11 protein-coding genes are annotated in these 13,380 nt (G+C 70.5%); 6 read left to right on the top strand and 5 right to left on the bottom strand.

Going from position 1 to position 13,380, the window contains the following annotated elements:
- Together MFF61_RS25620 and MFF61_RS25615 are read left to right on the top strand one after the other, a co-directional pair.
- The coding region (locus MFF61_RS25620) for an ABC transporter permease (protein ID WP_238240496.1) at positions 1–1,058 on the top strand (1,058 nt) is incomplete at its 5' end.
- Position 1,059: 1 nt separating this feature from the next.
- Positions 1,060–2,235: an ABC transporter permease gene (locus MFF61_RS25615; protein WP_238240494.1), complete on the top strand. Its 1,176-nt coding sequence runs from the start codon at positions 1,060–1,062 to the stop codon at positions 2,233–2,235.
- Between the two features lie 27 nt (positions 2,236–2,262).
- Here MFF61_RS25615 and MFF61_RS25610 read toward each other — a convergent pair whose 3' ends face one another.
- The 3 genes from MFF61_RS25610 to MFF61_RS25600 all read right to left on the bottom strand — a co-directional run bounded on the left by MFF61_RS25610 (position 2,263) and on the right by MFF61_RS25600 (position 6,276).
- The gene (locus MFF61_RS25610; RefSeq protein WP_238240492.1) at positions 2,263–5,103 is read right to left on the bottom strand and encodes a cation-translocating P-type ATPase; all 2,841 of its coding nucleotides are present in this window, start codon (positions 5,101–5,103) and stop codon (positions 2,263–2,265) included.
- A gap of 244 nt (positions 5,104–5,347) precedes the next feature.
- Entirely contained in the window at positions 5,348–5,530 is a 183-nt protein-coding gene (locus tag MFF61_RS25605; RefSeq protein ID WP_238240490.1) for a hypothetical protein, read from the bottom strand.
- Between the two features lie 125 nt (positions 5,531–5,655).
- Positions 5,656–6,276, bottom strand: a complete 621-nt coding sequence (locus MFF61_RS25600; protein WP_238240488.1) for a pyridoxamine 5'-phosphate oxidase family protein — start codon at positions 6,274–6,276, stop codon at positions 5,656–5,658.
- A gap of 276 nt (positions 6,277–6,552) precedes the next feature.
- On the opposite strand from MFF61_RS25600, the gene MFF61_RS25595 reads away from it, so the two are divergent.
- A complete protein-coding gene (locus tag MFF61_RS25595; RefSeq protein WP_238240485.1) occupies positions 6,553–6,963 on the top strand; it encodes a hypothetical protein in 411 nt (136 codons plus the stop codon).
- 25 nt (positions 6,964–6,988) lie between these two features.
- Here the strand turns inward: MFF61_RS25595 and MFF61_RS25590 are convergent, their stop codons facing one another.
- Positions 6,989–7,534, bottom strand: a complete 546-nt coding sequence (locus tag MFF61_RS25590; protein WP_238240483.1) for an NUDIX hydrolase — start codon at positions 7,532–7,534, stop codon at positions 6,989–6,991.
- 192 nt (positions 7,535–7,726) lie between these two features.
- Here MFF61_RS25590 and MFF61_RS34140 point away from each other — a divergent pair, with 192 nt between their 5' ends.
- Positions 7,727–7,936, top strand: a complete 210-nt coding sequence (locus MFF61_RS34140) for a hypothetical protein (protein WP_435404783.1) — start codon at positions 7,727–7,729, stop codon at positions 7,934–7,936.
- Positions 7,937–7,971: 35 nt separating this feature from the next.
- Here the strand turns inward: MFF61_RS34140 and MFF61_RS25580 are convergent, their stop codons facing one another.
- Positions 7,972–8,637, bottom strand: coding sequence for a TetR/AcrR family transcriptional regulator (locus MFF61_RS25580; RefSeq protein WP_238240481.1), 666 nt, complete (start codon positions 8,635–8,637; stop codon positions 7,972–7,974).
- An 88-nt stretch (positions 8,638–8,725) separates the two neighbouring features.
- Between MFF61_RS25580 and MFF61_RS25575 the strand changes: the two genes are divergently transcribed.
- Together MFF61_RS25575 and MFF61_RS25570 are read left to right on the top strand one after the other, a co-directional pair.
- On the top strand, positions 8,726–9,982 hold the full coding sequence (locus tag MFF61_RS25575; RefSeq protein ID WP_238240479.1) for an efflux RND transporter periplasmic adaptor subunit: 1,257 nt from the start codon (positions 8,726–8,728) through the stop codon (positions 9,980–9,982).
- Positions 9,983–10,177: 195 nt separating this feature from the next.
- Positions 10,178–13,372 (top strand): efflux RND transporter permease subunit, encoded by a 3,195-nt coding sequence (locus MFF61_RS25570; protein WP_238240476.1) that lies wholly within the window; start codon positions 10,178–10,180, stop codon positions 13,370–13,372.
- The last annotated feature ends 8 nt before the right edge of the window (positions 13,373–13,380 follow it).

The following is a 13,380-nucleotide window of genomic DNA, read 5'->3' as shown; positions in this document are numbered from 1 at the left end:
GCATCGCCTTCGCGTTCATCGGTCCCATCCTGCTGATGATCGCTTTCGGCTACGGCATCTCGTTCGACGTCGAGAACCTGCGCTTCTCGGCCTTCGACCAGGACAACACCCCGGAGAGCCGGCAGCTCGTCGAGGCCTTCACGAGTTCGCGGTATTTCAGCGAGGAGCCCCCCATCCGCTCCGCGCCGGACCTCGATCAGCGCCTCCGCAGCGGCAGCGTGCAGATCGCCCTGGAGATTCCTCCCCGCTTCGGCCGCGATCTCCTGGCCGGCCGGGGTCCGGAGGTCGCCGTCTGGCTCGACGGCGCGATGCCGTTCCGGGCCGAGACCAGCCGGGGCTACGTCACCGGCCTGGCGTCCCAGTATGCCGAGCAGCTCGCCATCGCGCGCACGGGCGCCGCCTCGTCCGGCCGGAGCGTGAGCGTGGAGACGCGCTTCCGCTACAACCAGGCCTTTCGCAGCGTCAACGCCATGGTGCCGAGCGTCATGATGCTGTTGCTGATCCTGATCCCCGCCATCATGTCGGCCATCGCGGTGGTGCGCGAGAAGGAGACCGGATCGATCGCCAACTTCCGCTCGACGCCGGTCACCAAGTTCGAGTTCCTGGTCGGCAAGCAGCTGCCCTACATCCTGATCGCCATGATCAGCTTCGCGCTGCTCGTGCTGGTCGCGCTCGTCGTGTTCGACGTCCCCGTGAAGGGCTCGATGACGGCCCTCGTCCTCGGCACGCTGTTCTACGTCGCGGCCACCACCGGATTCGGCCAGTTCATCTCGACCTTCATGAAGAGCCAGGTGGCGGCGGTGTTCGCCACCGCGCTCCTGTCGATCGTCCCGGCCGTCAATTTTTCCGGGCTGCTGGTGCCGGTCTCCTCACTCTCGGGCAGCGCACGGCTGATCGGGCTCTCGCTGCCGCCGGCCTGGTACCAGCCGGTCACGGCCGGCACCTTCACCAAGGGCCTGCCCTTCATGACACTGGGGCTCAACATCGCGGTACTGGCGGGTTTCGCGCTCCTGTTCCTGGTCCTGTCGCAAGCGCTCCTGCGCAAGCAGGAGGCGTGAGGTGACGGATGCCGCCCGGGCCCGATCGACCGCGCCCGCGCCGCGCGGAATCCGGGCGCACGCGGCGAACGTCCGTCGCCTCATCGTCAAGGAACTGCGCAGCATCCGGGCGGACCCGGTCATGCTGTGCCTGCTCGTCTACGCCTTCACGATCGCCGTCTATACGGTCGCCTCCGGCGCCTCGACCGAGGTGCGCAACCTGACCATCGGCGTGGTGGACGAGGACCGCTCCGACCTCTCGCGGCAGATCGTCAGCGCCTTCAACCCGCCGCTGGTCAAGGAGGTCGTGCCCCTCGCGCCCGCCGAGGTCGATCCCGCCATGGATACCGGCCGGCTCGTCTTCGTGGTCGACCTGCCCCCGCGCCTGCAGAGGGACGTGCTGTCGGGCCGGCCGACCTCGGTGCAGCTCGACGTGGACGCCACGGCCATGACCCAGGCCGGCAACGGCTCGGTCTACATCCAGACCATCATCGCCCAGGAGGTCGCGCGCTTCGCCGCGCGCAGCGATCTCACCGACGCGGCCCCGGTGCAGGTGGTGACCCGCGCCAAGTTCAACCCGAACCTGCAAACGAGCTGGTTCACCTCCGTGATGCAGGTGATCAACAACATCACGCTCCTCACGGTGATCCTCACCGGGGCCGCGCTGATCCGCGAACGCGAGCAGGGCACGGTGGAGCACCTGCTGGTGATGCCGCTGGTGCCCGTCGAGATCATGCTCGCCAAGGTCATCGCCAACGGGCTCGTGATCCTGGTGGGGGCCGGATTCTCGCTGGTCCTCGTCGTCGAGTGGCTGCTCGCGGTGCCGATCGCCGGCTCGATCGCCCTGTTCCTGTTCGGGGCGGGTCTCTACGCCCTGGCGGTCGCGGCCCTCGGCATCCTGCTCGGCACCATCGCCACCTCGATGGGGCAGTTCGGCCTGCTGGTGATCCCGGTGCTGCTGCTGATGCAGCTCCTCTCCGGCAGTAGCACGCCGATGGAGAGCATGCCGGCCTGGCTGCAGGTCGTGGTGCAGATCGTCAGCCCGACGCCGCACTTCGTCGCCCTCGCGCAGGCCGTGCTCTACCGCGGTGCGGGGCTGCCCATCGTCTGGCCGCAACTGCTCGCCCTCGCGGCGCTGGGCAGCGTCTACTTCGCCGTCGCGCTCGCGCGCTTCCGCCGGGTGATCTTCGGGGATTGATCGCGGGCACGCGGTTCCTGTGGCCCGTTACGTCAGCCTCGCCCCTCGCGATGCACGGATCAGCCACTTTCTGACTTCGCCGAGGACGAGCACGGAGCTGGCGACGGCCGTGCAGAAGGCCCAGTCGCCCGCGCTCAGGCTCACGGTGGAGAAGGCCCGCTGCAGGACGGGGAGATGGACCACGGCGGCCTGCAGCAGCAGCGACAGGACGATCGCGGCCCAGAGCCAGGGGTTGCCAAACAGACCCTCGACCGCGCTTCGGTCGTCGGAGCGGACATTGAACACGTTGAAGAGCTGGAACAGGACGAGGGTCGTAAAGGTCATCGTCTGCGCATAGGGCAGCGTGCCCTCCCCGGCGATGAAGCCGCCGGGCAGGCAGGCATCGAGCACGAACAGGCTGCCGCAGGCGGTCACGAGGCCCACGAAGGCGATGCCCTCCCACATCCGGCGCGTCAGCACGCCTTCGCGGCGCGGCCGCGGCGGGTGCCGCATCACCGCGGGATCGGCCGGATCGATCCCGAGCGCCAGGGCCGGCGCGCCGTCTGTGACGAAATTGATCCAGAGGATCTGCGTCGCCTGCAGCGGCAGCACGACCTCGCCGCTGCCCGAGGCGGTCAACCCGAGCGCTCCGGCCAGCAGCACCCCGAGAACCATGGTGGCGACTTCGCCGATGTTCGAGGAGAGGAGGTAGTAGAGGAACTTGCGGATGTTCGCGAAGATCGCCCGCCCCTCCTCGACCGCCGCCACGATGGTAGCGAAGTTGTCGTCGGCGAGCACGATGTCGGCCGCCTCCCGCGACACATCCGTCCCGGTCAGGCCCATGGCGACGCCGATATCGGCCGCCTTCAGGGCGGGCGCATCGTTCACGCCGTCGCCCGTCATGGCCACGGTCAGGCCGTTGCGCTGGAGCGCCTGGACGATCCGCAGCTTGTGCTCGGGCGCGACGCGAGCGTAGACCGAGACGGTGCGCACGGTCTCCTCGAGCGCCTCCCGGGACAGCGTGTCGAGCTCCGCCCCCGTGAGCGCGCGGGCCTCGGTGGCGATGCCGAGTTCGGCGGCGATCGCCGCGGCGGTGCCCGGATGGTCGCCCGTGATCATGATCGGGCGGATGCCCGCCGCCCGCGCCTGTGCGACCGCCTCGCGCGCCTCGGCGCGCGGCGGGTCGGTCATGCCGATCAGGCCGAGGAAGACGAGATCCTGCTCGACGGACCCGTCCGGCCTTGCGCCGCCGAGGCTGGATCGGGCGAGCGGCCGGAAGGCCACCCCGAGGCTGCGCAGCCCCTCCCCCGCCAGGGCTTCGGTCACGGCCGTGATCGCGCTGCGCCGCTCGGGCGTCAGCGCGCGGCAAAGCCCGCCGACGAATTCCTGCGCGCAGCGGGCGAGCACCACGTCCGGGGCGCCCTTCGCGGCGACGAGGAGCGGCGCGTCGGGATCGGCCTCGCCGTGCACCGTGCTCATCAGCCTGCGCTCGGACGAGAACGGGATCTCGGCGAGGCGCACGAAGCGCTGCGCGACCGGCCCGGCCTCCAATCCCGCCTTGCGCGCCGCAGTGATGAGCGCCCCTTCGGTCGGGTCGCCCTCGACGACCCAGCGCCCGTCGCGCTCCTGCAGGACGGCGTTGTTGGCCAGCTCGCCGGCGAGGAGCGCCTGCCGCACCTCGGCTTGCAGGGCCTCAGCCAGCGGAGCGCCGGCGTGGGAGAGCGGCCCGACCGGAGCGTAGCCGCTGCCGCCCAGCTCCGTGCGCCCGCTCGCCGTCGCGACGACGCGCACGGTCATCTCGTTGCAGGTCAGCGTGCCGGTCTTGTCGGAGGCTATCACGTCGGCCGAGCCGAGGGTCTCCACCGCCGCGAGATGGCGCACGATCGCCTTGCGCCGGGCCATGCGCTGGACGCCGAGCGAGAGCGCCGCGGTGACGATGGCCGGCAGGCCTTCGGGCACCGCCGCCACCGCCAGGGCCACGCCCAGGATGAGCACGCCCAGGAAGGCATGGACGTCGCGGACGGGCTCGACCGCCACGATGGTGGCGATCAGCACGACGGCGATGCCGGCGACCACGAGCCCGAGGCGCCTGCCGACGCGATCGAGTTCGACCTGCAGCGGCGTGCTCTCGTCCGGCGTCTCCCGCAGGATCCCGGCGATGCGTCCGAGTTCGGTCCGCATCCCTGTCGCGGTCACGACCGCCACGCCGCGGCCGCTCGCCACCGCCGTGCCGGTGAACACCATGTTGCTGCGGTTGCCGAGTTCCGCCGCGCCGCCGACAGGCGCGACGTCCTTCAACACCGGCAGGCTCTCGCCCGTCAGGGCGGCTTCCATCGTCTGCAGCAGGCTCGTCTCGATCAGCCGTGCATCGGCCGGGATCGTATCGCCCTCCTCCAGGCGGATGATATCGCCCGGCACGAGGTCCGCCGCCGGAATCGCCTGGACGGTCCCGTCGCGCACGACCCGCGCCTGTGCGGCCGACATCCGGCGCAGGGCCGCGACGGCCCTGTCGGCGCGGGCCTCCTGAACGTAGCCCATCGCGGCGTTGAGGATCACGATGGCGAGGATCGCCAACGCCTCGTAGGGAAGGCCGGCCTCCCGCTCGTAGAGCCACAGCCCGGCCGAGACGGCGGCTGCCACGAGGAGCAGGACGACGAGGATGTCGGTGAACTGCGCGAGGACCTTGCGCCACGCCGGCACGGGCTCGGCGGCACGCAGTTCGTTCCGGCCCCATCGCTGCAGGCGGGCCTCAGCAGCGCGCGCGCTCAACCCCGCTCCCGCCTCGACGTGCAGGGCGGCCAGCACCGCGTCGGAGCCGAGACGAAACGGGTCGGCCGGCGGCTGCGCGGCCCGGGCGCCCCGCACCTCCGCCGAGGGAGTGTCTCTCATGGCTTTGCCCACCGGCCGCGCTGGGGAGTCGCCCGGCTCGGACCGTCGGGGCGCGCAACGCCCCGTCCGGCCCGCGGGCCGCCGCCCGCACAGGCGGCCGGGTCGATCAGAGTGCGGCCGATCTCCCCGGCCGGCAACCGCCGCCGGTCCTGGCGCCCGGCCGCGTCGCCGCATCCTCTCCGAACCGTCGTCGCGGTGGATGCGATTCGTTGCAGCGATGCCACCGGCGGATCGGCTCCGGATCCTAGCCGCGCCCCAGCATCGCCAGGACGGCGTGGATGATGGTCGCGCCGCCGATCGGCGCGACGAACAGGAGCAGCACGTTCACGACGATGAGCCACAGGATCACCCGCTCCTGGCCCTTCGTCAGCCGGGGCTCGCGGGGTGGTGGCTCCCAGGCTGGTTTCCAGCCGCCCTCGACGAACATCGGCGTCTCCGATCCATCATCTGCCCTCCGGATCTAAGGGCCGGCGCCGATCATGCCAGGATGCGAGGCGGAACGGCACGGCGGCGCGTGCACCGACCGCTGGATGGAGCGTTGCCGGTTCGCCGTCACCACATCGTCTGTCGCGCGCGGTCGGCCCAGGCGCTGTCGTAAGCCTCTCCGCCGACGCGACCGCGGCTCATCTCGGCCAGGATCAGCCCGGGGGTCGGCAAGGTCTTGGGGTCGACGTGACGGTCGGATTGCCACAGGCCGGAGCGAATCAGCGCACGGGCACACTGGAAGTAGACCTCCGCGACCGCGATCACCATCACGGTGCGCGGCGCCTTGCCCTCCACCGCGAAGCTGTCGCACAGCGCCGGATCGTCCTCGATGACCGCCCGGCCGTTCACCCGCATGGCGTTGCCGATCCCCGGGATGAGGAACATCAGCCCGACGCGCGGATCCCGCACGACGTTGCGCAGGCTGTCGATCCGGTTGTTGCCGCGCCGGTCGGGCAGCAGCAGGGTCCGGGGATCGGCGATGCGCACTAAGCCCGGGACGTCGCCGCGCGGCGAGCAATCCAGGCCTTCGGGTCCGGACGTGGCCAGGGCCAGGAACGGCGCGGCCTCGATGAAGCGCCGGTAGTGCGGCGTGATGTGGTCGGCGACCTTCGCGGTCGAGGCCTCGCCCACCGCTCCGAATGCGCCGTAGATGCGCTCCAGCTCCGCTACCGTCCGGACGGCCGCCATCGCTCGAATCCCCCTCGTGTCCCGCTCCTGCTTAGCCTCCGACGCGGGTCATCGGAATGCCGGCCGGGGCCGGAGATAGGCTGCGGTTCCGGGACGGCCGGCAGCAGGCGCCTCCGGCCGCGATCCGGCGCGCTCATCGCGCGTATTGGCGCTACGGCTTCATTGCTACACTCGCAGCCTTGCTGGTCATCTCGTCTCGCTTGAACGTTCGGAACGGGTTTTCGCTCTCGATCGTTTGTCGTCGAGGTGGGGACGTACCGATCAGGAGTGGCGGCGATGGGCTTCATTCTTTTCCTGATTCTTGCCTGCGGGCTGCCCGGGCTCCTCGCGTTCTACATTCTCCGGCGCGTCCCGGAGGACGCATGGTCGGTCGTTCCGGCAAGGCCGCCGGCTCCTGCGCCGCCCGCGCGCGAGACCGAGCGCTCGGGCTATCTCGGCGGAGCGAAGGGCGGAGCGGTGAGCCAGCCGGGGCTGGAGCGCAGCATGGCGACCCAGGGCGCCGACATCGAGCACGGGATGGCCAGCAACACGGTGCGCGTGGACGGCAGCGACCGCCGTCAGGACGGGACGGTCCCGATCGGGAGCGCCCCGGGTCACGAGCGGGATCGCGGCAGCCAGGCCGAGGCGGGACCGCGCGGCGCGGCGGGCGCGGACGACCCGTTCGTTCAGAAGGGCACCCAACCCTGACCAAGCGCGTCCGCGGACGATAGGGTCAGGACACCCGGGACAGGCCGATCAGCAGCAGCCCGACATGGGCGGCATTCGCGATGCCGCCGGAGAGGGCAAGGTCTCGCGCCTCCTCGCGCGAAACCCGCACGACCTCGATGTCCTCCGACGCGTCGGGGTTGGGCGGCCCGCCGATGAGATGGCGCGCAAGCACCAGATGCTGGCGGTTGGCATAGCGCGACGGGTCGATGCTCAGCGTCGCCACGTGGGTGAGGTCGCCGCCCGCGTAGCCGGTCTCCTCCTGCAGCTCCCGGGCTGCCACCGCGATCAGGTCGGTCTCGCCCGGATCCACCAATCCGCCGGGCAGTTCGAGGCACAGGCCCCCGAAACCATGGCGGTACTGACGCACCAGAATAACCCTGTCCTCGGTGTCGAGACCGAGCACGCTGACGAAGTCGGGAGATTCCAGGACGTAGAACGGCGACACCGTGGCGCCCGACGGGGTGACGCAATCGTCCGCGCGCACGCTGATCCAGCGGCTCTCGAGCGGGCGCTCCGACCCTTGCACTGACCATGCCTTCGCGTTGCTCACGCTGCCTCTCTCGCTTGATGACCTGCCGACGGTCCGTCCAGGCGCCGATGCGTCCTGCCCCCTGCCCCGGCAGGATAGCAGTCCTCGTGCCGTCGCGGATGACGCGATGGTGGCCGGCGTCGCGCCGACGCTTCAGCCGAGCCCCGCCTCCTGCATGAACCGGGCGAAACCCAGGTCGCCCAGAGACGCCATGTGAACGCGCATCATCGGCGGTCCGGCGGGCGCACCGGGCAGGAAGAGGCCGCCCGGGGCGATCGGGCTTCTGCGGGCAGCGCGGCGCGACAGGGCGTCGAGGTCGCAGGCGTCGCGGACGCGGCCCGCGCCGCCGATATCGCGCTGCGGGGCTACGTCTCCTGCGTGCTCGGCTGTCCCCACGAGGGCAGCGTGGCGCCGGAGGCCTGAGCGGCGGTGGCAGGGCGGCTCGTCGGGCTTGGCTGCTACGAGCTCTCCCTCGGCGACACGATCGGGGCCGGCGCGCGCCGCTCATCGTAGGGACGGCCGCTGACGGATGCGTGGCAGGTCGTGAAGGCGCTCAGCGACACCCGCGCCACCTCGCGCAGAGCGTCGCGATCGGCGCCGGACGACGCCAGGACCCCCATGCCCGAGGCCACGGTCGAGAGGAAGCGGGCCAGCGCCGCCGGATCGGCGTCCGCGGCCAAGTCCCCGTCCTGCTTGGCTTGCACGAACCGCTCCCGCAGCTCCGTCTCGGTCTGGGCGCGGCGCGCCGCCAGTTCGAAGGGAATGTTCTCCGACCCGGCCCCGCAGGCGAGCCCGCCCTGGACCAGCAGGCAGCCGGGGGGATTGGCCGGATCGGTGTGGCTCTCGGCGATGCTGCTGAGGAACCGCTCCGCCACATCGCGGGCGGTGGGGCCGGCCAGAACGTAGCGCATGTGCGCCGAGCGCTTCTGCGCGTAGCGGTCGAGCGCGGCCTTGAGCAGGCCCTCCTTGCTGCCGAAGGCCGCGTAGAGGCTCGGCGGCTTGATGCCCATCGCCTTCGTGAGCATGGCGAGGCTCGCGCCGTCGTAGCCGTGGCGCCAGAACACCTCCATCGCCTCGTCGAGGGCCTTGTCCGTATCGAAGGACCGGGGCCGCCCCATCACCATTGTCCGCTGGCTCCAACTTTTGTATCGAGTGGTAGATAAGTCTCTTGACGCCCGGCGTCCATGCCGACATGTGTAGCAACCTATACAGATGTCGGAGCCGTTCGTGATTCTTGAGCGTGACACCTCCCATCCCGGCGTCCGGGTCCGGCGCCGCATCGGCGCCGGCCTCGCGGTCGCGATCCTGGCGGGCGCATCCTACCACGTCGTCTCGACCACGATGCTCTCCGGCGCGTCGGCCGTCGCCGCGACGGCGCCAGCGGAGCCGGCGGTTCCCGTGGCGGCGGCCACCGTCGAGCCGCGCGACGTGGTGCTCTGGGACGAATTTTCGGGGCGCCTGGAGGCGGTCGACCGCATCGACGTGCGGGCGCGCGTCGGCGGCGCGATCCAGGCCACGCATTTCACCGAGGGTGAACTGGTCAAGGCCGGCGACCTCCTGGTGACCATCGACCCGGCGCCCTACGCGGCCGAGGTCCAGCGCCTGGAGGCGCAGGTCGCCGGGGCCGAGGCCCGGCTCGCCCTGACGTCGAGCGATCTCGAACGCGGGCAGCGGCTGTCGGACCAGCGCATCGTCACGGCACGCGACCTCGACGTCCGGGCCAACGCGTTCAAGGAGGCCAAGGCGAGCCTGGAGGCGGCGAAGGCGACGCTGGCGGCGGCACGCCTGAACCTGGGCTACACCGAGGTCCGGGCCGCCGTGGGCGGACGCGTCGGCCGTCGCGAGATCACGCCCGGCAATCTCGTAGCCACCGGGGCGGGCGCGCCCGTGCTGACGACGCTCGTCTCGATCGACCCCGTCTACGCGAGTTTCGACGCCGACGAGACCGTGATCCTGAAGGCGCTCGCGTCGATCGCCGGTCCGTCCGGCGGGCGCGGCAAGCTCGATCGCATCCCGGTCGAGATGGTCACGGCCGACGGGGTCCGCTCCCAGGGCCGGCTGCAGTTCATCGACAACAAGGTCGATGCGCGCAGCGGCACGGTCCGGGTCCGCGCCTCCTTCGCCAATGGCGACGGGCGCCTCATCCCCGGACAGTTCGCGCGCATGCGGCTCGGGCAGGCGGCCCCGGAGCGGCTCCTGCTCGTCGACGAGCGGGCCGTCGGTACCGATCAGGACAAGAAGTTCGTCCTCGTGGTGGGCGCGGACAGCCGCGCCGAGTTCCGCGCCGTGACGCTCGGGCGGGCCGTCGACGGCCTGCGGGTGGTGACCTCCGGCCTGTCGGGCGGGGAGCGCATCGTCGTCAACGGCTTGCAGCGGGTGCGCCCGGGCAGCCTCGTCAGCCCGTCGCCGGTCGCGATGGGGGCACGGCCGATGCAGGAGCCGGGGACGGGGAAGCTGGCGCAACGGTGAGGGCGGGCCGGCGCGCCTCGCTAGACGTCCGCAAGATCCAACACATCGAAATCTCTGCTTGGATCTAAGCAAGAGTTCGACAGTCAATCACCGTTCCCCTCTCCCGTGTGGCAGAGGGGATCCCGTGAATCACCTTGATCCGACTCGTGCGCGGCAGCTCCTGCCCGTGACTTCCTCTCGCCCCCGGAGGGCGGCATGAATTTCTCCAAGTTCTTCATCGACCGCCCGATCTTCGCGGGCGTGATCTCGGTGCTCATCTTCAGCGGCGGCCTGCTCTCGCTGTTCGCGATGCCGATCTCCGAGTACCCGGACGTCGTGCCGCCCTCGGTGGTGGTCCGCGCGACCTTCCCGGGCGCGAACCCCAAGGTCATCGTCGAGACCGTCGCGACGCCGATCGAGGAGCAGATCAACGGCGTCGAGGGCATGCTCTACATGTCGAGCCAAGCCACGACGGACGGCATCATGACGCTGACCGTCACCTTCCGGCTCGGCACCGATCCCGACAAGGCCCAGCAGCTCGTCCAGAACCGCGTCTCGCAGGCCGAGCCGCGCCTGCCGGCGATCGTGCGCCAGCTCGGCATCGTCACGGTGAAGTCGTCGCCCGACCTGACCATGGTGGTGCATCTCGTGTCGCCGAACGGCCGCTACGACATGACCTATCTGCGCAACTACGCGGTGCTGAACATCAAGGACCGCCTGGCCCGTCTCGACGGCGTCGGTCAGGTGCAGCTCTTCGGCTCCGGCGACTATGCGATGCGGATCTGGCTCGATCCGCAGAAGGTCGCCGAGCACGGCCTGTCCGCGAGCGACGTGGTGCGGGAGATCCAGGCGCAGAACGTGGAGGCGGCGGCCGGCGTCATCGGCGCGTCGCCGGCCGTGCCCGGCCTCGACCTGCAGCTGTCCCTCAACGCGGAGGGCCGCCTGACCAGCGAGGAGCAGTTCGGCGACATCGTCGTCAAGACGGGCGCGGACGGAGAGATCACGCGGCTGCGCGACCTCGCACGGATCGAACTCGGCGCCTCCGACTACGCCCTGCGCTCGCTCCTCGACAACAAGTCGGCAGTGGCGATCCCGATCTCGCAATCGCCGGGCTCGAACGCGATCCAGATCTCGGACGAGGTCCGCCGGACCATGGCCGAGATCAAGAAGACCATGCCGGAGGGCATCGACTACCAGATCGTCTACGACCCGACGCAGTTCGTGCGCGCCTCGATCGAGGCGGTCATCCACACGCTCCTGGAGGCGGTCGCCCTCGTCGTCCTGGTGGTGATCCTGTTCCTGCAGACGTGGCGGGCCTCGATCATCCCGCTACTCGCGGTGCCGGTCTCCATCGTCGGCACCTTCGCGGTGATGCACGTCTTCGGCTTCTCGATCAACGCGCTCAGCCTGTTCGGCCTGGTGCTCGCCATCGGCATCGTCGTCGACGACGCCATCGTGGTGGTCGAGAACGTCGAGCGCAACATCGAGAGCGGGCTCTCCCCGCGGGAGGCCAGCTACCAGGCGATGCGCGAGGTCTCGGGACCGATCATCGCCATCGCCCTGGTCCTCGTCGCCGTCTTCGTGCCGCTCGCCTTCATCAGCGGCCTGACGGGCCAGTTCTACAAGCAGTTCGCCCTGACCATCGCGATCTCGACGGTCATCTCGGCGATCAACTCCCTGACCCTGTCCCCTGCTCTCTCGGCGCTGCTCCTGAAGGACCACCACGCGCCGAAGGACCGCCTGACCCGGGTCCTCGACACGCTCCTCGGCTGGTTCTTCCGCCGCTTCAACCGGGCCTTCGGGCGGGCCTCCGGCGGATACGGGCGCGGCGTCGGTGCCGTCGTCTCGCGCAAGGGCGCGATGATGCTGCTCTACCTCGGGCTCGTCGGCGTGACCGTGCTGCTGTTCCAGCGGATCCCCGGCGGCTTCGTGCCGGGCCAGGACAAGCAGTACCTCGTCGGCTTCGCGCAGCTGCCCGACGGCGCGACCCTCGACCGGACCGAGGAGGTGATCCGCCGCATGAGCGAGATCGCCCTCAAGGAGCCCGGCGTCGAGAGCGCCGTCGCCTTCCCGGGCCTGTCCATCAACGGCTTCACCAACAGCTCCAATTCGGGGATCGTGTTCTCGACCCTCAAGCCCTTCGCGGAGCGCAAGGACCCTGCGCTGAACGGGGCGGCGATCGCGCAGTCGCTCAACCGGAAGTACGCCGCCATCCCGGAGGCCTTCATCGCGATGTTCCCGCCCCCGCCCGTCAACGGCCTGGGCACGATCGGCGGGTTCAAGCTGCAGATCGAGGACCGGGCCGGCCTCGGCTACGAGGCGCTGAACGAGGCCACCAAGGCCTTCCTGGCCAGGGCCGCGCAGGCGCCGGAGCTCGCCGGCCTCTTCTCCAGCTTCCAGATGAACGTGCCGCAGCTCTTCGCCGACATCGACCGGACCAAGGCGCGCCAGCTCCGCATCCCAGTGACGGACGTGTTCGAGACGCTGCAGATCTATCTCGGCTCGCTCTACGTCAACGACTTCAACCGGTTCGGCCGCACCTACTCGGTCCGCGTCCAGGCCGACGCGCCGTTCCGCGCCCGCCAGGACGACATCGGGCTCCTGAAGGTGCGGGCCGGCTCGGGCGAGATGGTGCCGCTCTCGGCCCTGCTGCGCGTGCGCCAGACCGCCGGCCCGGAGCGGGCCATGCGCTACAACGGCTTCCTGTCCGCGGACATCAATGCGGGCGCGGCCCCCGGCTACTCGTCGGGGCAGGCGCAGGCCGCGGCGGCGCGCATCGCGGCCGAGACCCTGCCGCGCGGGTTCGCCTTCGAATGGACCGACCTGACCTACCAGGAGTTCATCGCCGGCAATTCCGGCGTGTGGGTGTTTCCGCTCGCGCTGATCCTCGTCTTCCTCGTGCTGGCCGCGCAGTACGAGAGCCTCGCGCTGCCGCTGGCGATCCTGCTGATCGTGCCGATGGGCCTGCTCGCGGCGATGTTCGGCGTCTGGCTGTCGGCGGGCGACAACAACGTCTTCACGCAGATCGGCCTGATCGTCCTCGTCGGCCTCTCGGCCAAGAACGCCATCCTGATCGTGGAATTCGCCCGCGAGCTGGAATTCGCCGGACGCTCGCCGCTGCAGGCCGCCATCGAGGCGAGCCGGCTGCGGCTGCGCCCGATCCTGATGACGTCGATGGCCTTCATCATGGGCGTGCTGCCGCTCGTCACCGCGACCGGGGCCGGATCGGAGATGCGCAGCGCCATGGGCGTCGCCGTGTTCTCCGGCATGATCGGCGTCACCGCCTTCGGGCTGTTCCTGACGCCGGTGTTCTACGTGCTGCTGCGCGGCCTGACCGGGAACCGGCCGCTCAAGCGGCACGGCGAGGGCGCACCGACCGGTCATCACGACCACGTCGCCGAACCCGCCTGAACCATCTC

Origin of the sequence: Methylobacterium isbiliense, from assembly GCF_022179325.1 — a bacterium.
In the GTDB taxonomy this organism is placed as follows: Bacteria; Pseudomonadota; Alphaproteobacteria; order Rhizobiales; family Beijerinckiaceae; genus Methylobacterium; species Methylobacterium isbiliense.
The sequence above is the reverse complement of the archived record's forward strand: the minus strand, read 5'-3'. Positions and strand labels throughout refer to the sequence as shown.